Genomic DNA, 19,661 nt, shown 5'->3' with positions numbered 1-19,661 from the left:
GGTCCTCATGTCCCACGCTAATGCCGCTTTGACTCCGCGCCAACGTTTGCGCGTCGCGCGTCTGATCGTGGACCACGGCTGGCCAGTATCCCGGGCTGCCGAGCAGTTCAACTGCTCCTGGCCGACCGCGAAACGGTGGGCGGCCCGTTACGCCGCGATGGGTGAGGCCGGTATGGCTGAGAGGTCCTCCCGCCCGTACCGGGTGGCCAACCGGACGCCGCAGCAGCTGGTGCGCAAAGTCGTGCACCTGCGCTGGAAGCAACGGCTGGGACCGGTCGCGATCGGGGCGAAGCTGGCCATGCCGGCCTCGACCGTGCACGCGGTCCTGGTCCGGTGCCGGCTGAACCGCCTTCATCACGTGGACAAGCGCACCGGAGAAGTCATCCGCCGCTACGAACACGAGACTCCCGGAGCGATGATCCACGTCGATGTGAAGAAGCTCGGCAACATCCCCGACGGCGGCGGCTGGCGCTACGTCGGCCGGCAGCAAGGCAAACAGAACCGTGCTGCGACTCCCTCAAAGCCCCGCAGCAAACACCGCAACCCGCTGATCGGGACCGCCTACGTGCACACGGTCATCGACGACCATTCCAGGGTCGCCTACGCCGAGATCCACGGCGATGAAACGGCAGCCACCGCAGTAGCAGTCCTGCAAAGGGCTGTGTCCTGGTTCGCTGCCCGCGGCGTCACCGTGGAACGGGTTCTCTCTGACAACGGGGCGGCCTACAAATCACATCTCTGGCGCGACGCCTGCCGGGAGCTGGACATCAGGGCAAAGAAGACCCGACCCTACCGGCCGCAGACCAACGGCAAGATTGAACGTTTCCACCGAACCCTTGCCGACGGGTGGGCATTCAAACGCTTCTACGCTACGGAATCAGCCCGCAGAAACGCCCTCCCGGCATGGCTGCACCACTACAATCACCACAGGCCCCACACCGCAATCGGAGGCCACCCGCCCATCAGCCGCTTAACCAACCTGCCTGGGCAGTACAGCTAGACCGCCCTCCTGCCGGGTTACGTCCCGGCAGGAGGGCGCCCACATTACAGCCAGGCGTCCCGCCGCAGCGGCGGTTCTTCCCCGCCCGGCCGCCGGACCAGGACCTGGTTGACCCCGGTCAGCCCATTTTCGAATCCCAGTGCGCTGGCTGCCATGTACAGCCGCCACACCCGCGCGCGCCCTTCGCCAACCAGCCGCACGGCCTCGTCCCAGTTCTGTTCCAGCCGGCTGACCCAGGCCCGAAGTGTCAGGGCGTAATGGCGCCGGAGGGCCTCCACGTCGAGGACTTCGAACCGGGCGGTCTCCAGGGCGGAGACCATCTCGCCGAGGCTGATCATTTCGCCGTCCGGGAAGACGTACCGGGGGATGAACGAGTCCGGGTCGGGGCTGGTGGGTCCGGCATTCCAGGAGATCGCATGGTTCAGCAGCCGGCCGCCGGGGCGCAGCAGCGCGAAGAGCGCCGTGGCGTAGGCAGGGGTCTGGGCCCGTCCCACGTGCTCGGACATTCCGATGGAACTGATGGCGTCGAACGGTCCGTCCTGCACGTCCCGGTAATCCTGCACGCGAATCTCCACGCTGTCGGTGAGACCGGCGTCTGCCGCCCGCTTGCGCGCCAGAACCGCCTGCTCCGCCGAGAGCGTCACGCCCACGACTGTGACGCCGTACCGGGCTGCAGCATGGATGGCGAAACTGCCCCACCCGCAGCCCACATCCAGGACCCGCATCCCGGGTTGAAGGCCCAGCTTCCGGCACACCAGATCCAGCTTGGCTTCCTGCGCGGCATCGAGGCCGCAGTCTGCGCCGCCGTGCCCGTCAGCGTCCAAGCCGCCGCGGCCCTCAGTGACCACGCCTGGGGCTGGATCCGCGCCCAGGCTGCTGCCAGCCGGCCGTGCGGCCGCATCGGCGGGCCATACCGCGCATGAATACACCATGGACGGGCCCAGCACCAGGGCGAAAAAGTCGTTGCCGACGTCGTAGTGGTGCGAAATGGCAGCCGAGTCGCGGCTCCTGGAGTGCATCCTGCCTTTCCTTGCGACGCGCGCCTCCTCCGGCGGAGGGGCCGGGTTGGGCCCGACGGCCCCGAGCCGGACGGCGGTGCGCAGGAGCAGCCAGAGTTCGCCTGGGGAGAGCGGGCGGAACGGACCGGGCTCGGCGAACTTTCCAGCCGAACTCAAGGCCGTGAACGCGGCGAAGATATCGCCTGGGGCATCGATGTCGCCAGCTACATACGCCCGGCTCAGCCCCAGTTGCCCGGGCGACCAGAGCATCCGACGCAGGGCCTTCCGGGACTTGAACTCCAGGACCGGGGCACCCGCTGGACCCGCCTCCGACCCGTCCCACGCCCGCAGCCGCAGTGGTATCTGCCCGGTGCCCAGCACCACCCCCAGGGCTTTTTCCAGCCGGGCGGCGTGGCCCTTGCTTCCGTTTCCGTTTGGTACTGCTGCTCCCGTCTCCATGCGCCCACCCTAAGGCCGCGCTGCCCTCCGCGACTATCATGGGGGAGTGATTCCTGACCCAACCGATGTGGTGGTCATCGGGGCGGGCCAGGCCGGCCTGTCGGCCGCCTACCACCTCCAGCGCCGGGGGCTCGACTATGCCGTGCTCGACGCCGAGGAAGGTCCGGGCGGCGCGTGGCGGCACCGCTGGAAGAGCCTGCGGATGGCCACCGTCAACGGGATCAGCGACCTGCCCGGCATTCCCAAGCCCGAGGTGGATCCCGCCGAACCCAGCTCCGAGTTCCTGACCCGCTACTTTGGCACCTATGAAGCGGAGCTGGGTCTCTCCGTCCGCCGTCCCGTCAAGGTGCGCGCTGTCAGGCGGGAAGACGACAACCCCGCCGGGCGGTTGCGAATCGAAACATCCGACGGCGACTGGAGCGCCAAGGCACTCATCAATGCCACCGGTACGTGGACCCGCCCCTTCTGGCCCATTTATCCCGGCCAGGACTCGTTCCGCGGCCGCCAGTTGCACGTTGCCGACTACGTCTCGGCGGACGAGTTCCGCGGTAAGCACGTCATCGTCGTGGGTGGGGGCATTTCGGCCGTCGGCCTGCTTGAGGAAATTTCCCGCGTCACCACCACCAGCTGGTTCACCCGCCGGGAACCAGTGTGGCGGGACGCGCCGTTCGATGCCAAGGCAGGCCACGACGCCGTGGCGCTGGTGGAGGAACGGGTCCGCCGTGGGCTTCCGCCACAGAGCGTGGTTTCCGTGACGGGACTGATCTGGACGCCTGCGCTGCGCGCCGCCAAAGAACGCGGCGCACTCGACCGGCAGCCGATGTTCACCTCGATCGAGCCAGATGGGGTCCGCCGGGCGGACGGGAGCCTCCTGAAAGCCGATGTCATCCTCTGGGCCACCGGCTTCAGGGCCGAACTGGAACACCTCGCTCCGCTTCACTTGCGGGGACCCGGCGGCGGGATCGCCATGGAGGGCACCCAGGTGGCAGCCGAGCCGCGCGTCCACCTGGTCGGCTACGGCCCGTCGTCGTCCACTATCGGCGCCAACCGCGCAGGCCGCGCAGCCGTGGCGGCGATTATGGGACTGCCTGGAATGGCGGCAGCGGCAGAACCGGTAACGTGGGGGTGATGCCCCGGGCGCCGGGGACGGCAATCGCAACAGAAGGCGGCAGGGCACCGGTGGCAGCAAACACCTTGGAGGACGTTTTCCGCGTCCTGCGCCGGCGGCCCGACGTGGAGGCCCCCAACCTTCAGGCCTGGGACGCCACGGACCGGCTGCTGCTGGAGACAGCAGTGCAGCTCGGGAGGTCAGGCAGCAGCTTCGCTGTCATCGGAGACCGTTACGGCGCCTTGACGCTCGGCGCTTCCGCAGTGCTTGCCCCCGCGTCCCTGCGTGTGCAACAGGACCTCATCACCGGGGAAAGGGCGCTGCGGCTCAACGCGGCCGAGTTGTCGAATGGGTTGCAAACCGGCCGGGAGGCTGCCGAAACCGAAGGTGCCGAAACCGGGTTTGTCCAGCTGCCCCTTGGCCGGGAGCTGCTGGAGGGAGCAGAAACCGTCCTGCTGCAGCTTCCCAAGACCCTTGCCGAACTGGAGGAAATTGCTACGGCCGTAGCGCGGCACGCGGCACCGGACGTCCGGTTGCTGGCAGGGGGCCGCATCAAGCACATGTCACTGGGCATGAACGCGGTCCTGGAACGGTACTTCGTGTCGGTGCAGCCGCAGCTCGCCCGGCAAAAATCACGGGTCCTGCTCTGCGCCGGGCCCAGGCCTGCCAGCGCCGCCCCACGTTTCCCCGTGGTGGAGCACGTTGCCGAGCTGGACCTGGACGTGGCCGCGCATGGCGCCGTGTTCGCCGGCCCACGGCTCGACATCGGCACACGCTTCCTGCTGACGTTCCTGCCTGCCATGAAACCGGCACGGCACGCCGTGGACCTTGGATGCGGCACCGGGATCCTCGCCGCAATGTACGCCCGGAAGTTCCCTGCCGCATCCGTAACGGCAACGGACCAGTCCGCAGCCGCCGTCCGGTCCGCCCTCGCCACCGCCCAGGCGAATGGCCTCGCCGACCGGATCACCGTCCTGCAGGACGATGCGCTCAGCAGCTTTGCCGATGCGTCCGTGGACGCCGTGCTGCTCAACCCGCCCTTCCACGTCGGCGCCGGTGTCCATGCCGGAGCCGGCCTGAAGATGATCGAGGCCGCCGGCCGTGTCCTGGCTCCCGGCGGCGAACTGTGGACGGTCTTCAACCGGCACCTGGCCTACCAGCCGGCACTGGAACGCTGTGTAGGGCCCACCGTGGTGGAGGGCCGGAACACCAAGTTCACCGTCACCCGGAGCACCCGCAGCCCCTGCTGACGGGAAAAAAGACATCGCGCCGCGCCGCCGTTCCCGCATGTGGGCGGCGGCGCACCCGTAACGTACGATTCAAAGCATCACCATCACCGGTAGCCGAAGACGTTTAGGGGACACAGTGTCTGAGATCCGCCAATCCTCTCCGAGACGCGGAACCAACTTGCCCAGGATGGGGGACTTCAACCTCACTGTCATCCTTGACGCAATCCGCAGGACCTCCGGTGGTCTCAGCCGGGTGGAGCTGGCCCAGATCGTGGGACTGTCCCCTCAGACCATCTCCAATATTTCCCGCCGCCTCCTGGACCAGAACCTGATTGTCGAGGCCGGCAAGGAGGGCACCGGTCCGGGCAAGCCCCGCACTATCCTGCGCCTGAATCCCGGCGGCATGTACGCCCTGGGGGTCCACCTGGACCCGGCTGTCACCACTTTCGTGGTGCTGGACCTCGTGGGAGCGGTGGTGCGGCATTCAAGCATCAAAACCCCCGGCGGCAACGATCCCGCCGCGGTCATCGCTACCATCACAGCGGAAATCGCCCAGCTCGTGGAGGACTCGGGGGTGGACCGGGGCCGGATTGCGGGACTGGGAGTGGCCGCCCCCGGCCCCATCGACCTGGACCATGGAACCGTGGTGGACCCGCCCCTGCTACCCGGCTGGGACAGGGTGGAACTGCGGGACGCGCTGGCCAGGGCCACCGGCTACTCAGTACTTGTTGACAAGGACGTCACCAGCGCCGCAGTGGCGGAAACCTGGGCGGGTGGCGCCAGTGGAGCCGGCAGCTTCATCTTCATGTACATGGGCACAGGCATCGGCTGCGGCATCGTGCTCAACGATGAGGTTGTCCGCGGCACCTCCGGCAACGCCGGCGAGATCGGCCACATCGTGGTGGACCCGGACGGTCCGCTCTGCGACTGCGGCCAGCGCGGCTGCGTCAAGTCCTCCGCCATCCCACAGGTCCTGGTGGCCGAGGCCGAAGCCGCCGGCATCCTTGACGGCACCCGCGCGGGGAACAGCGGCGCCGAAATCCAGCAAAGTTTCTCCCGGCTGTGCGAACTTGCCGACGCCGGCAACGAAAAGGCCGCCGCCATCCTGGATAAGTCCGCGGTCCTGGTGGCCCGGGCGGCGTCCGTGGTCACAAACGCCCTGGACGTTGAAAGGGTTGTTTTCGGTGGCCCCTTCTGGAGCGGACTGGCCGAACGCTACCTTGAACGGATCCCGCCGCTGCTGGACGGCAACAGCGCTGCCCGCCTCATCCACCCCATCGAGGTGGTGGGCACAGGCGTGGGGGAGGACGTGGGAGCCATCGGGGCCGCGTCCCTGGTCCTGGAACATACCCTCGCCCCCCGCGCCCAGCGGCTCCTGCTGGAGAGCTGACCAGCATGTTTCGACGGGCATCCAAGACAGCATCCCTGCTGGCCGCCGCGGTCCTGGTCCTCGCAGCCTGTACGCCCGCAGATCCGGGCGGCGGCGACAAGACCATCAAGGTGGCCTACCAGAAGACAGACTCGTTCACCGCCCTGGACAGCATGCTGCAGGAGGCGAAGAAGGAGTTTGAAGCCGCCAACCAGGGCGTGAAAGTCGAACTGCAGCCCATCCAGGCCAGCGACGAGGATTACGGCAGCAAGCTGGCCCTGGCCCTGCGGTCGCCCTCGACTGCCCCGGACGTCTTCTACGAAGACACCTTCAAGGTCCGCTCCGATGCGGACGCCGGGTACCTCATGAACCTGGACAGCCGCTTGGCCGGCTGGGGGGACTGGGGCGCTTTCGACAACGCAGCGAAGGAAGCGGGGAAAGCGGACGACGGCGGCACGTACGCAGTGCCGTTGGGCACCGACACGCGGGTCATCTGGTACAACAAAAAGGTTCTTGCGGCAGCAGGCATTGGACTGCCCTGGCAGCCGTCCAGCTGGCAGGACATCCTGGACACCGCGCGGAAGATCAAAGCCTCCAACCCGGACGTGATCCCCTTCAACATGTACGCCGGAAAGGGTACCGGTGAAGGAACCGTAATGCAGGGGTTCTACGAACTCCTGTACGGCACCGGATCAAGCCTTTACGACCAGGACGCCAAAAAATGGGTCGTAGGCTCGCCCGGCTTCAAGGACTCGCTCACCTTCCTGGAGACGCTCTATGGGGAGAACCTGGCCGTTCCTCCGGCCGAAGCGCTGGACCCGAACGTCTGGAAGAAGGTGTTCGGCGAGTGGTTCCCCAAGGCAAAACTGGGAGCAACCGTGGAAGGCTCCTACGCGCCGTCGTTCTGGCAGGCCGGCGGGAGCTACGCGTGGCCCGGTTACGAGCAGGAGATGGGCGTCGCCCCGTTCCCCACGCAGAAGGGACAGGCACCAGGCAAGGTCAGCATGTCCGGGGGATGGACGCTGGCCGTTGGCGCGGAAACCAAGCAGCCGGACCTGGCCTTCAATTTCCTCACCACCGCCCTCAACGCAAAGAACTCGCTGGCATTCACGCTTGCCAGTTCGCAGATCGCCGTCCGCAACGACGTCGCCGCCGACCCCGGCTACCAGTCCGCCAACCCGTTCGTGAAGGATGTCTCCGGCCTGGTGTCCGTCACCCGGTTCCGGCCCGCCACCTCCGACTATCCACGGATTTCCGCCGCCGTCCAGGAAGCCACCGAGGCCGTCATCACCGGCAACCGGACCCCTGAGCAGGCGGCGGCCGACTATGACACGGCCGTGACCGGCATCGTGGGCGGCGACAAGACCATCCGGAAGTAGCGGTGGCCGCCAACCACCGCGGCCGGCAGGTGCTCCGCTACCTGCCGGTCCTGCCCGCCGTCGTGCTGCTGGCCGTGTTCCTGGCCGGCCCCGTGCTGTGGGCCTTCCACGCCTCGCTCACCAACGCCGGACTCACCGGCAAGCACGCCAGGAACCCCGAGTGGGTGGGGCTGGAGAACTACCAGCGGCTGCTGCAGGACCCCGCCTTCCCGCTTTCGCTGGCGCTGACCGTCCTGTTCGTTGCAGGCTCGGCCATCCTGGGCCAGAACGTGCTGGGGCTGGCCCTGGCCGTCCTCATGCGGCGCGCACGCCCTATGGTGTCGGCAACTGTTGGCACCGCCGTCGTGGCCGCCTGGGTCCTGCCGGAGATCGTGGCTGCCTTCGCCGCCTATGCCTTCTTCAGCCGGGACGGGACGCTCAACCAGTTGCTTGGCGCGTTTGGGCTGGCGGAAACCGACTGGCTTTACGCCGTTCCGATGGTGGCCGTGATCCTGGCGAACACCTGGCGCGGGACGGCCTTTTCGATGCTGGTGTACCGGGCCGCGCTGAACGGCGTCCCGGCCGAGCTGACCGAGGCTGCACAGATGGACGGTGCCGGTGCATGGCAGCGGCTGGTGTTCATCACCCTGCCGGTGATCCGGGGCAGCATCGCCACCAACCTGATGCTGGTCACGCTGCAGACGCTGGCGGTCTTCACCCTGATCTGGGTCATGACGGCCGGTGGCCCTGCCAACGGCAGCACCACCTTGCCTGTCCTCGCCTACCAGGAGGCCTTCAAGTTTGGCGACATCGGCTACGGTACGGCCGTCGCCGTGGTCCTCATCCTGATCGGGGCCGTGTTCGGGCTGGCCTACCTGCGCCTGCTCAGAGAGCAGAAACCGTGACAGGCCGGCATGGACGTACCCGGAGCGTGTGGGCCGACGTGGTCCTGCTGCTGATCGGTGCGTGTTTCCTGCTGCCGCTGCTGTGGCTGGTCCTCGGTTCCCTGGACCCGGCCGCCGGACACGGCACCAAACTTCCGCAGCAGCCCGGGTTGGACAACTTCGCGGCCGTCTTCACTCCGGAGCTGCTGTTCCGGCCACTGTGGAACAGTTTGCTGCTGTCGGCCGGAACCGGCATCGTTACGCTGGTGGCAGCCGTGCTGGCCGCGTATCCACTCTCCCGCTACCGGTCCCGGTTCAACACTCCGTTCATGTCGGCCATCCTGTTCGGCACCTGCCTTCCCGTCACCGCCATCATGGTGCCCGTCTACGGATTGTTCGTCCAGCTTCGGCTGCTGGACTCCATTTTCGCAACGGTGCTGTTCCTGGCCGCCACCAGCCTTCCCATGGCCATCTGGATGACCAGGAACTTCATGGACGCCGTGCCGCTGGCACTTGAGGAAGCGGCGTGGGTTGACGGCGCATCAAGGCTGTCCGGGCTGCGGTCCATCGTGCTTCCGCTGATGGGACCGGGCCTGGGCGTGGTGTTCATCTTTGTGTTCATCCAGGCGTGGGGAAATTTCTTTGTCCCGTTCGTGCTCCTGCTGTCCGAGGCCAGCCAGCCCGCGGCTGTGTCGATCTTCAGCTTCTTCGGCCAGCACGGCGCAGTGGCCTACGGCCAGCTGGCCGCCTTCTCGATTCTCTATTCCGTTCCGGTCCTGGCCCTGTACGTCATCGTGGCGCGCGGGTCCGGCAACGCACTGGCCCTTGCAGGTGCTGTCAGGGGCTAGTCAATGTCCTCGAGCACCACTCCGAAGGGCAGGGTATCGTCGAGGTGCGCCTGGTGGCCGGTGGGATTGTTCACCACCCGGACTCCGTGCAGCTTTTCCGCCGCAGACTGCATCAGGACCGGCCGGACCGTGTCGACGAAGTGCTCGCTTTTACCGGCGAGGTATTCCTTGTAGCTGGCTGGAAGCTCAATCATGGCAAAAGGATAGACCTGCCTGCCACCAATGGGGAGGGGTGCCCATTGCCGGACTCCCGGTGCCCGGCTTGGATAGGATGGCGGACGGGACAAGGCCTGCCCGGCCCGCCCAGTACCGTCACCAGGGGGAATTCAGTGCTTTCGACCAGCGTGCCTGCAAGAATCCAGCCGGCGGAGCTGGCCAGGGCGCAGCAGGTGGCGGCCAATATTTCCCGCAATTTCGATGCAAAAGTGGTGGGGCAGTCCCTGCTGCGGGAGTCGCTGCTGGTGGGACTGCTGACCGGCGGCCATATCCTCTTGGAAAGCGTCCCGGGACTGGCCAAAACCACGGCGGCACAAACCCTCGCCGAAGCTGTGAGCGCCGAATTCCGCAGGATCCAGTGCACCCCTGACCTGCTGCCCAGCGACATCGTGGGAACCCAGATCTACGACGCCGCCAAGGGCAGCTTCCACACCCAACTCGGCCCGGTGCATGCCAATATCGTGCTGCTGGATGAGATCAACCGCTCCAGCGCCAAGACCCAAAGCGCCATGCTGGAAGCCATGCAGGAACGCCATACGTCCATCGGAGGACAGGACCACCCCCTGCCCTCGCCGTTCCTGGTCCTGGCAACCCAGAATCCCATCGAGCAGGAGGGAACCTACCAGCTGCCCGAGGCGCAGATGGACCGGTTTATGCTCAAGGATGTGCTGGACTATCCCACTCCCGCGGAAGAAGCGGAGATCATCCGCAGGATCGATGCCGGCGTCTACACCCGCGAACAAAAGCCCGCAGCTGCAGCCTCCCTGGACGCCGTCACCGAACTCCAGGCTTTGGTGGGACGGGTCTACCTCGACCCGTCGGTCATCAACTACATCGTGGGCCTCGTCTACGTGACGCGGAACGCCTCCCAATACATCGACGCCCGGCTGGCCGGCTTCATCGAATTCGGTGCCAGCCCGCGCGCCAGCATCGCCTTCAGCCAGGCGGCGCGGGCGGTGGCGCTGCTGAACGGCCGCGACCATGTCATCCCCGAGGACGTCAGGTCGCTGGCCCACCGGGTACTGCGGCACCGGTTGATCCTGAACTTTGACGCCGTGGCCGAGCAGGTCCCGGTCGAATCGGTGATCGACGCCGTCGTTGCCGCCGTCCAGACTCCCTGACCCCGCATGGCCAGCCTCCTCCAGCGGGTGAAGTCGAAGTTGGCCATCTTCGCGCACCGCAAAGCGCGTGGAATGCTCGACGGCGAGTACGGTTCCGTATTCAGGGGCCGCAGCCTGGACTTTGACGACCTGCGCGCCTACGTGCCGGGTGACGAGGTACGCGACATCGACTGGAAGGCCACGGCCCGGCACGGTTCACCCCTGATCCGGCGCTATGTGGCCGTCCGCCGGCAGACCGTCCTCCTGGTCACCGACACGGGACGGAACATGGCAGCGGAGTCCCGGTCCGGGGAAGTGAAAAAGGACATCGCCGTGCTCGCACTGGGAGTCATGGGTTACCTGGCCCACCGGCACGGTGACGTGGTGGGCCTGGTGTGCGGCGACTCCACCGCAACCCGGTCCCTGCCGGCAAAGAGCGGCGAAGCCCACCTGGAACGGCTCCTCAGGCACGTGGATTCCCATACGGGCCTCGATGGGGCGCCCAGCAGGATCCAGGACCAGCTGGGCTACGTGGCACGCAACGTCAAGGGCCGCCACCTGCTCTTCGTCGTCGCCGACGAACTGGCCGCGGACGCTGCCACGGCCCAGCTCCTGCGCCGGCTCCGCGCCCAGCACGAAGTCCTGTGGCTGACCGTGCGGGACGCGGACCTCGCACCATCCTCCAAGCCCACGGATCCCAACGCCCCCGCGGCCTTCAGCGTTGCCGACGATTCCCTCCTGCCCTGGCCGCCGGGGATGTCCGCCGCAGTGGAGGCCGCCTACACGAAAGCGGCCTCGGAGCGTGATGCGGACCGGCAGGCCATGCTGCGCGCGGCCGGGATCACTGAAGGCGACGTGTCAGGCAGCGGGGATGTCATCACCGGACTGTTCACGCTCCTGGAGAGGCACCGCCGTGCAGGTTGATCCCGGGTTCTTCGGCCCGCTGCAGTACAGCCCCGCCTGGGCGTGGTGCGGGGCAGCGCTGGTCGCCCTGCTGGCAGGGTGGTACGTCTTCGTGCTGGCCACCACCCGTGCAGCGAGGCGCTCCGAGCCGGCCGGCAGTGCCCAGGGACGGTCCGCGCTGACCGACCTGCCTGCGCTCAAGGCGGCCTACCTGCAGCGCATCCACGATGTGGAGCAGGCAGCGGCGGAGGGCGCCCTGGATGCGCGGCCCGCCCATCAGGAGATCAGCCTCCTGCTGCGCGGTTTTGTCCGGGACGCTACCGGAGTGGACGCCACCAGGATGACCCACCAGGACCTCGCCCGGCACCCTCTTCCCGCCGCGGCCGACGCGGTCCAGGCCCTTTACCCGGCTGAATTCGGTCCCGGGCCGCTGCCTTCCGTTGCTGCGTCTGCGGCAAGAGCCTCGGCGGCGGTGCGCGCGTGGAGCTGATGTTCTGGTGGCTGCTGCCCCTTGCGGCCGCCGCGGCGGGCGTGGCGGCAGGGGTTGCGTTGCGCAGCAAGAGGCGGGGCAACGTACGACGCCGGCCCGTGGCCCACGCGGACAGGCTCACCGCGCTGCCGGAATACCAGGCAGCCCTCCGGCGGTACCGGCGGTGGCTGGCCCTGGCCGCAACTGCGCTGGCCCTGTTGCTGGTGTCCACCGCGGTAGCGGCGGCCCGTCCCGTCTCGGTGGATACCGTCCGGCCGGAGCAGCACAACCGCGACATCATGCTCTGCCTGGACGCATCGGGCTCCATGAGCAGTGCCGACGCTGCAGTAGTGGAAGTCTTTGCCAAACTGGCGCGCGAGTTCGACGGCGAACGGGTCGGCCTGACCATTTTCGACAGCAGCGCCATCCAGGTCTTTCCGTTGACGGACGATTACGCCTACGCGCAGGAGCAGCTCCAGGGTGCCAAGGACGCCTTCGACGGCAAACCCGGAAGCTCCGGATTCCTTGACGGTACGTGGAGCGGCAGGGGCTCCTCCCTGATTGGCGACGGGCTGGCGTCCTGCCTCAACAGTTTCCCAGGGGCCGGCAAGCCCCAAGGGGCCAGCGGCGGGGGTACCAACTCCCAGCGCTCGCGGTCGGTGGTGCTGGCGACCGACAACTTGCTGTCAGGAAAGCCCATCATGGCGCTGGGCCAGGCGGCCGCGTTGGCCAAGGATCGGTCCGTCCGCGTCTATGCGCTGAACCCGGCAGACCTGGACTACGGCCCCGGTCCGGACCAGCCGGGTGCCCAACTGCGGGCCGCCGCAGAATCCACGGGCGGCGCATACTACGCCCTTGACCGCCCGGACGCCGTGGCCGGGATTGTCACCGGGATTGAGCAAACCGAGACATCGGCCATCCACGGCGCACCCCGGGCTGTGTTCGCAGATGTACCTGGCCTGCCGCTGGTTGCTGCGCTGCTGTCTGCTCTTGCCCTTTGCGTTGTCCTTTGGCGCCTGCAGGGCATCCGCCTCCGCAGCAAGGCGTGGCTGCGCCGGGGAGCAATTGTGCTGCTGCTTCTTGCAGCGGCCCTGCGGCCACACCTGCCGGGCGGCACCGTCCAGGCCGCCAGCGCGGACCTGAACGTTTTCTTCGTGGTGGACACCACCACCAGCATGGTGGCCGAGGACTACGACAACGGAAAACCGCGCCTGGAGGGCGTCCGGAAGGACATCATGGCCATCGCTGAACAGTTGCCCGGCGCCCGGTTCTCCGTCATCACGTTCGACACCACCGCGCACGTCCGCATGCCGCTCAGCACCGACACCCTTGCCCTGCAGACCATCACGGACGTCCTGGAACCGCAGGTGACCGCTTATGCCAAGGGCAGCAGCATCACCGCAGCACGGCAGGTGCTGTCCGAGCGGCTGGCAGCGGCCAGGGACAGCCACCCGGGCCGGCCCCGGCTGGTGTACTACCTGGGCGACGGTGAGCAGACCAGCGGCAGGGAGCCGGATCCCATGAAAGTCGACGGCGGATTGGTCGCCGGGGGAGCGGTGCTGGGTTACGGCACATCCGGCGGCGGCCGGATGAAGGAGAACACCGGTTTGGCGGACGACGGCGGGACAGGCGGGGGAGGGGAGGCCGGCACCCGCAGCGGCGGCTACGTCCAGGACACCCGGCCCGGCAGCAACGGTGATGCACTGTCGATGATTGATGAGGGACGGCTGCAGGCCATCGCCGGGCAGCTTGGGGTGCCATATGCCCACCGCGTTGCCGGCGCCCCAGTGGCGGACATGATGCAGCAGGCGCACCCCGGCAGGGCGGAACGCGCTGACGGGCAAGGGCAGCTGGCCGCCGGGACGGAGCTGTACTGGATCCTCGCCGCCGGCGCCTTCCTGCTGGCCCTTCCGGAAGCCGTGGCACTCGCGCGGCAGCTTCGCGGACTTCCGCGTGCGGGCCTGAAGGAGGAAAAGCGGTGACCCCACAGTCGACACCACGGTCCCGCAGGCGCCGCCTGCTGCTGTGGTCGGCGCTGCCGGTGCTCCTGGTGCTGTGCACCGCCATCAAACTGCTCAGCCTGGGCATCCTGGCTGACCGCGCCGCCGCCGGTTTTACCGCCGGGAACGCTGCCGCCGTTGATGCCGCCGCCCGGGGCCTTGGTTTCGCAAACGTCGTGGAGCCGCACAAGGCGACGTTCGCCGCCGGCGACGCAGCCGTGGCGGAGGAAGACTATGCGGCTGCCAGGACACACTTCGAACAAGCTCTAGGCATGGTTCCCGCCAGCTCGGGGGACGCGTGCACCATTCGGGTCAACCTTGTGCTGGCGATCGAACGCCTGGGTGACCAGCGGCAGCTGGCCGGGGACGCGGCGTCGGCCGTTCTGTTGTTCAAGGAAGCGCTGGCAACGGCCGGGCAGGCGCCGGAAGGGTGCCTCGCCGGGAGTGCCGAAACCGGCGGCCGGCTGGCCGCGGCAAGGGAGCGGCTGGAGAGCAAACTCGGCGCTGCCGGACAGGGCGCGGACGGGACGCCGGCACCAGGGGAGGAGCCATCGCCGGACACGTCGGCGGACCCCCGGCAGGGCCAGCTGGACCAGCTCCAGGACAGCGCACGGCAGGCGGAACGGGAGCGCAACAGCGGGCGCGAGCGGGAAGAGTATCTGGACAGCAGCGGCGGGGCAGCTGTGGAGCGCCCCTGGTGAAGGCGGGTACTGGCGAAGAAAATTCTGTTGCCTTGGAAAACGGCCTGTAAAACAGTGTCTTAATTCGGTGCCGACTTGTTCCCTGCCGGTCACAGCCCATAGAGTCGTAGACAAGTTACCGCGGTAACGTGTCAGCGATCCTCCGATCTGGAGGGTGTGGGTGCCCCCATGTGGGCCTGACATTTGCTCACGGACTACTTCATGCAAGGCGTAACAGTCGCGGCTGCGTCCCTGGTGGAGTCCCTCCGTGTTCCCCAAACTCAATTCATTGCCGGTTTCCCGCCGTTTTTTCGGCGGAAAGCAGGCGATGGCCCAAAGCCAAGGACGCAAATGTCACCACCAAGTTTGATTGACGCACACCCGAACCTCTCCGACACCGCCCCGGTGGCGCTGTCCTATGAGCTGTTCCCGCCCCGTTCCCCTGCAGCAGCGGAAACCCTCTGGACCACCATCCGGGAACTGGAAACCACTGAGCCGGACTATGTCTCCGTGACCTATGGCGCCAGCGGCTCCAACCGGGACACCGCCGTCGAACTCATTAATCGGCTCCTGCTCGAGACCACGCTGCGGCCGCTGGCCCACCTGACCTGCGTGGGCAACAGCCCGCAGGAACTAGCCACTATCGTGGGCGAACTGCTGGACACCGGCGTACGGGGCATCCTTGCCCTGCGCGGAGACCTTCCCAAGGACGCCGGCGCACCCGCCGCCGGATCCCTTCGGTACGCCCAGGACCTCATTGAACTCATCCGCCGCGTGGAGCAGCGCCGTTCGGCCCTGCTCTGTGCCGGCAAGATCGCGGTCGGCGTGGCGGCCTATCCCGCCCGCCATCCGGAATCGCCCAGCGAGGAGCACGACGTCGAGGTGCTGCTGGCCAAGCAGCGTTCCGGCGCCGACTTCGCCATCACACAGGTGTTCTTTGAGACCAGGCACTACGCCGACCTGCTCACCAGGGCCCGGCGCGCCGGCGTGACCATCCCTATCATTCCCGGCGTCATGCCGCTCACCAGCCTCCGCCGGCTCAACCGCCTGGGACAGCTCACCGGCGTGGAGCCCGCGCCGGAACTGATGGCCAAGCTGGCCGCCGCCGAGACCGACCTCGAACGGCTCCACATCGGGGTCGACGCGACGGTGGACCTGGCCAATGCGGCCCTGGACGCCGGCGCTCCCGGCATCCACATCTACACCTTCAACGAGCACCAAAGCGCGCTGGAAGTGCTGGACAAGCTGGCCCTGCCCCGGCGAAGCCGACCCGGCAGCCAGCACGGCCGGCGGGAATCCGCCGCCCGCATCCAGCTCGCCAGCTGAGCGTTTCGCGCTCCTTACACACCTTTACCCGACCAGCCCGACGTCAGGGCTGCCCAAAAAACTTAGGATCTTCCATGTCTGAGCTGACTGCACCCAAAAACACCCCGTTCCCGTCCGCTTCACTTCTCGGCTACCCCCGCATCGGCCGCCGCCGCGAACTCAAGAAGGCCGTGGAGGCCTACTGGGCCGGCAAGATCGGCGCCGCTGCCCTGGACGCCGCCGCCAAGGACATCCAGCTGGCCGCCGCCCGCCGCCTCCAGGAACTCGGGCTCACCGAAGCCGCCGCCGTGCCGGGCACCTTCTCCTACTACGACCAGGTCCTCGACACCACCGCGCACCTGGGTGCCGTTCCTGCCCGCTTCGGCAAGCTGCTCAACGCCGACGGGCAGCTGGACATCGACGGCTACTTCACACTGGCCCGCGGCAACAAGGAGCAGCAGCCGCTCGAAATGACCAAGTGGTTCGACACCAACTACCACTACCTGGTGCCGGAAATCGGCCCGGAGACAGAGTTCACCCTGGCCTCCACCGCGAAGGTTGACGAGTTCGCGTTCGCCCTGGCCAACGGGATCGAAACCCGCCCCTACATCGTTGGGCCCGTGACCTACCTGCTCCTGTCCAAGGCTTCCGACGACGCCCACGCCGGTTTCGCGCCACTGTCCCGCCTCGAGGACATCCTGCCCGTCTACGTCCAGCTGCTCGAAAAGCTCGCCGACGGCGGCGCCAACTGGGTGCAGCTCGACGAGCCGGCCCTGGTGGTTGACCAGGAAACCCCTGCCGCCGGCATCGAAGCAGCCGTTGCAAGGGCTTACGAGGTCCTGACCGCCGCGGCCAACCGTCCGCAGATTCTGGTTTCCACCCCGTACGGCTCGCTCGAAAGCCAGCTGGGCACCCTCGCTGCCACGAACATCGATGCCCTTCACATCGACGTCTTCAAGGGCGCCGTTCCCTCCGCCGCAGCGCTGGCTGGCCTGGGCAACAAGACCCTGGTGGCCGGCGTTGTGGACGGCCACAACATCTGGCGCAACGATCTCGCCGCGTCCGCCGCCAAGCTGGACCAACTGAAGGCCGCCGCCGGCAAGGTTGCCGTCTCCACCTCCACGTCCACCCAGCACGTCCCCCATGACGTCGCTGAGGAGACCCAGCTGTCAGAGCAGCTCCGCAGCTGGCTGGCCTTCTCCGACCAGAAGGCCGTGGAGGTCAAGACCCTGGCGTCCTACCTCCCGGACCCGGCCGCGGCCAAGGTTGCCATCGAGGAAGCCACCGCCGTGATCGGTTCCCGCGCCACCGCGGAAGGGGTCCGCCGCGCTGATGTCCGGGCCCGGACCGAAGCGCTTACCGCCAAAGACTTCAGCCGCTCGGCCTACGAAGTCCGCGAGGCCGCCCAGGAAGAAGCGCTGCACCTGCCGCCGCTGCCCACCACCACCATCGGCTCCTTCCCCCAGACCTCCGAAATCCGTTCGGCCCGCGCCCGCAACAGCAAGGGCGAGCTGAGCGATGAGCAGTACGTACAGCTCATGAAGGACGAAATCAAGCGCGTAGTGGACCTGCAGGAAGAGCTGGGTTACGACGTCCTGGTGCATGGCGAGCCCGAGCGCAACGACATGGTGCAGTACTTCGCCGAGAACCTCGAAGGCTTCGACGTCACCGTCCATGGCTGGGTCCAGTCCTACGGCTCACGCTGCACCCGCCCGTCGATCCTCTGGGGCGACGTCACCCGCAGCGCTCCCATCACCGTCAAGTGGGCGGAATATGCACAGTCGCTGACCGGCAAGCCGATGAAGGGCATGCTCACCGGTCCGGTCACCATCCTGGCCTGGTCCTTTGTCCGGGACGACCAGCCACTGGCTGAAACCGCCAACCAGGTTGGCCTGGCGCTGCGCGACGAGATCGCCGACCTCGAAGCCGCAGGTATCAAGGTCATCCAGGTCGATGAGCCCGCCCTGCGTGAACTGCTTCCGCTGCGCAAGGCAGACCAGGCCGACTACCTGAAGTGGTCCGTTGAATCCTTCCGCCTGGCGACCGCGGGCGCTGCCGACGCCACGCAGATCCACACCCACCTCTGCTACTCGGAGTTCGGCGTCATCATCGACGCGATCGACGGCCTGGACGCCGACGTCACCTCCATCGAAGCCGCCCGTTCCCGCATGGAGGTTGTCCACGACCTTGAGTCCCACGGCTTCGGCCGCGGGGTCGGTCCGGGTGTTTACGACATCCACTCACCCCGCGTTCCGGGCGAGGCCGAGGTCACCGAGCTCCTGTCGACCGCGGTCAAGCACGTCCCGTCCCGCCAGCTCTGGGTCAACCCGGACTGCGGGCTGAAGACCCGCGGCTATGCCGAGACGGAGGAGTCGCTGCGGAACCTGGTCAAGGCCACGCAGACGGTCCGTGCGGAACTGCTGCAAGCGGCCAAGTAGCGGACCCACGACGGCGGCTGGTCACCTGGGGTGTCCGGCCGCCGTCGTCTCCTTGATCCGCCAGGCGCTGACTGCCAGCCAAACACTTGCGGCGACAATCGCTACGATGCCGACCAACGTAGGCACTGAGTTGGCGTCGGAAAACCCTGTTTCGCCGATGATCCATCCTTGCGCCAGGTAGGCCAGCCCGGACAGCGCCATGAGCAGTCCGATGATCCGGGGAACGCGATGTGTGGCGGTCACAACAACGCCCAGCAGCACCAGTGCCGTTCCCAGCAGGAAGCTTTGGTAGCTGCGCGTGCCCCACTCCAGCCAGCGAATGCCCTCCGCCGTGGCGAAACGCGCCGCTTTTTCAGGCTCCGGAGCTGCGGCCCAGGCGTCCACCGCCTGCTTCAGGGCAACCCCGTCCACCGCCTGGAGTACGGCGTGAAGTGCCAGGGCGGCCGCGGCGGCAAGGGCACCAAAGCGGGCAAGCCAAGCCACGGCGTGCTGCTGGACGCCAAGGGCTGCCCACAGGGACACCAGGCCCGCGCATACAAGCGCCATCCCCACGAACTGGCCCAGGTGCACGGCGGTCCAGATGCCGCTGTTGGCGTAGGCGGTGAAGGAAGCGGCGTGGTCGTTGGCGTCGTGGGACTCGGCATGGAACACGCCGGCGAGTATCGAGGCCAGCACACCGGCCAGGAGCAGCGACGCAGCCAGCCGCCACGTTCCGGCTTTCACATCATGCATGAGATCCATCGTGGAACCGGCCGCTCAGCAGCGCCAGGGTCAAACGCCCTTCAGGACTCCCAGACGATCTCGTCGTCCACCACTCCGTCCTGGTCGGCGGAGGCCACCAGGACCTCATCCGTGAAGTGCTGGCCCAGGGTGAAGTCCAGGACGAAGTAGCGCTCGGGCTGGCCGGGGTAGATCCCTACGTGGCCGAGTTTCAGCGCCTTGAGGAACACCTCGTTGGTGAGCTGTTTGCGGTCCTGGACGCCAAACACCTTGTGCAGATGCTCGTCCTTGAGGGCGTTGCAGTGGAAGTGCAGGTACTCCTGGGGGCTGGTGCCCTCCTGCTCAAGTTCCTCGGCAATCATGGCCCGGACTTCGTCCACCAGCTCGGGAAGGAAGCGCAGCCGGTACTCGACTTTCCGCAGCGCGGCTTCATCGAAGTGGTCGTGCGCGTTAATGTTCAGGTCGAGTTCCAGCGGGTGGCCTCGCAGCTCGTGCTTGGCGGCGAAGAGGTGATCCCTGCCGTGGTTGAGCTCAATCTCCCCAAAGTGCTGGCTCGCTACCTTGTTCATAGTCTCAA

General features: G+C 67.3%; 18 protein-coding genes. 14 read left to right on the top strand and 4 right to left on the bottom strand.

Going from position 1 to position 19,661, the window contains the following annotated elements:
* Positions 1-7 precede the first annotated feature (7 nt).
* Entirely contained in the window at positions 8-1,000 is a 993-nt protein-coding gene (locus LFT46_RS11650; protein WP_236819733.1) for an IS481 family transposase, read from the top strand.
* A 44-nt stretch (positions 1,001-1,044) separates the two neighbouring features.
* Here the strand turns inward: LFT46_RS11650 and LFT46_RS11645 are convergent, their stop codons facing one another.
* Positions 1,045-2,457: an SAM-dependent methyltransferase gene (locus LFT46_RS11645; protein ID WP_236819731.1), complete on the bottom strand. Its 1,413-nt coding sequence runs from the start codon at positions 2,455-2,457 to the stop codon at positions 1,045-1,047.
* A 46-nt stretch (positions 2,458-2,503) separates the two neighbouring features.
* Here LFT46_RS11645 and LFT46_RS11640 point away from each other — a divergent pair, with 46 nt between their 5' ends.
* The 6 genes from LFT46_RS11640 to LFT46_RS11615 all read left to right on the top strand — a co-directional run bounded on the left by LFT46_RS11640 (position 2,504) and on the right by LFT46_RS11615 (position 9,253).
* On the top strand, positions 2,504-3,586 hold the full coding sequence (locus tag LFT46_RS11640) for an FAD-dependent oxidoreductase (protein ID WP_236819729.1): 1,083 nt from the start codon (positions 2,504-2,506) through the stop codon (positions 3,584-3,586).
* A 50-nt stretch (positions 3,587-3,636) separates the two neighbouring features.
* The gene (locus LFT46_RS11635; protein ID WP_236819728.1) at positions 3,637-4,815 is read left to right on the top strand and encodes a class I SAM-dependent methyltransferase; all 1,179 of its coding nucleotides are present in this window, start codon (positions 3,637-3,639) and stop codon (positions 4,813-4,815) included.
* 166 nt (positions 4,816-4,981) lie between these two features.
* Positions 4,982-6,184 carry an ROK family transcriptional regulator gene (locus LFT46_RS11630; RefSeq protein ID WP_236798581.1) on the top strand — a complete coding sequence of 401 codons (1,203 nt, stop codon included), beginning with the start codon at positions 4,982-4,984 and terminating at the stop codon, positions 6,182-6,184.
* A 5-nt stretch (positions 6,185-6,189) separates the two neighbouring features.
* On the top strand, positions 6,190-7,542 hold the full coding sequence (locus LFT46_RS11625; protein WP_236819726.1) for an extracellular solute-binding protein: 1,353 nt from the start codon (positions 6,190-6,192) through the stop codon (positions 7,540-7,542).
* Between the two features lie 2 nt (positions 7,543-7,544).
* Entirely contained in the window at positions 7,545-8,426 is an 882-nt protein-coding gene (locus LFT46_RS11620; RefSeq protein ID WP_236819723.1) for a carbohydrate ABC transporter permease, read from the top strand.
* Positions 8,423-9,253 (top strand): carbohydrate ABC transporter permease, encoded by an 831-nt coding sequence (locus tag LFT46_RS11615; RefSeq protein ID WP_236819721.1) that lies wholly within the window; start codon positions 8,423-8,425, stop codon positions 9,251-9,253. The genes LFT46_RS11620 and LFT46_RS11615 overlap by 4 nt, the downstream gene beginning before the upstream one ends.
* Here the strand turns inward: LFT46_RS11615 and LFT46_RS11610 are convergent.
* Positions 9,250-9,447, bottom strand: a complete 198-nt coding sequence (locus tag LFT46_RS11610) for a hypothetical protein (protein ID WP_236798577.1) — start codon at positions 9,445-9,447, stop codon at positions 9,250-9,252. The genes LFT46_RS11615 and LFT46_RS11610 overlap by 4 nt on opposite strands.
* A 135-nt stretch (positions 9,448-9,582) precedes the next feature.
* On the opposite strand from LFT46_RS11610, the gene LFT46_RS11605 reads away from it, so the two are divergent.
* The 7 genes from LFT46_RS11605 (at position 9,583) to metE (ending at position 18,364) form a co-directional block, all read left to right on the top strand.
* A complete protein-coding gene (locus tag LFT46_RS11605) occupies positions 9,583-10,590 on the top strand; it encodes an AAA family ATPase (protein WP_236819719.1) in 1,008 nt (335 codons plus the stop codon).
* 6 nt (positions 10,591-10,596) lie between these two features.
* On the top strand, positions 10,597-11,493 hold the full coding sequence (locus LFT46_RS11600) for a DUF58 domain-containing protein (RefSeq protein ID WP_236819717.1): 897 nt from the start codon (positions 10,597-10,599) through the stop codon (positions 11,491-11,493).
* On the top strand, positions 11,483-11,962 hold the full coding sequence (locus tag LFT46_RS11595) for a hypothetical protein (protein ID WP_236819715.1): 480 nt from the start codon (positions 11,483-11,485) through the stop codon (positions 11,960-11,962). The genes LFT46_RS11600 and LFT46_RS11595 overlap by 11 nt, the downstream gene beginning before the upstream one ends.
* Positions 11,962-13,923 (top strand): VWA domain-containing protein, encoded by a 1,962-nt coding sequence (locus LFT46_RS11590; protein WP_236822032.1) that lies wholly within the window; start codon positions 11,962-11,964, stop codon positions 13,921-13,923. The genes LFT46_RS11595 and LFT46_RS11590 overlap by 1 nt, the downstream gene beginning before the upstream one ends.
* Complete coding sequence (locus tag LFT46_RS11585; RefSeq protein ID WP_236819713.1) at positions 13,920-14,642, top strand: hypothetical protein; 723 nt, start codon at positions 13,920-13,922, stop codon at positions 14,640-14,642. Before LFT46_RS11590 ends, LFT46_RS11585 begins: the two co-directional genes overlap by 4 nt.
* Positions 14,643-14,972: 330 nt before the next feature.
* Entirely contained in the window at positions 14,973-15,947 is a 975-nt protein-coding gene (locus LFT46_RS11580; RefSeq protein WP_236819711.1) for a methylenetetrahydrofolate reductase, read from the top strand.
* 74 nt (positions 15,948-16,021) lie between these two features.
* Complete coding sequence (gene metE / locus LFT46_RS11575) at positions 16,022-18,364, top strand: 5-methyltetrahydropteroyltriglutamate--homocysteine S-methyltransferase (protein ID WP_236819705.1); 2,343 nt, start codon at positions 16,022-16,024, stop codon at positions 18,362-18,364.
* 21 nt (positions 18,365-18,385) lie between these two features.
* Here metE and LFT46_RS11570 read toward each other — a convergent pair whose 3' ends face one another.
* Positions 18,386-19,096 carry a DUF4386 family protein gene (locus LFT46_RS11570; protein ID WP_236819703.1) on the bottom strand — a complete coding sequence of 237 codons (711 nt, stop codon included), beginning with the start codon at positions 19,094-19,096 and terminating at the stop codon, positions 18,386-18,388.
* Positions 19,097-19,146: 50 nt separating this feature from the next.
* The gene (locus LFT46_RS11565; RefSeq protein ID WP_236798569.1) at positions 19,147-19,653 is read right to left on the bottom strand and encodes a DUF2004 domain-containing protein; all 507 of its coding nucleotides are present in this window, start codon (positions 19,651-19,653) and stop codon (positions 19,147-19,149) included.
* Positions 19,654-19,661: the final 8 nt, after the last annotated feature.

This window comes from Arthrobacter sp. FW306-07-I, from assembly GCF_021800405.1.
Lineage (GTDB): Bacteria > Actinomycetota > Actinomycetes > Actinomycetales > Micrococcaceae > Arthrobacter.
The sequence above is the reverse complement of the archived record's forward strand: the minus strand, read 5'-3'. Positions and strand labels throughout refer to the sequence as shown.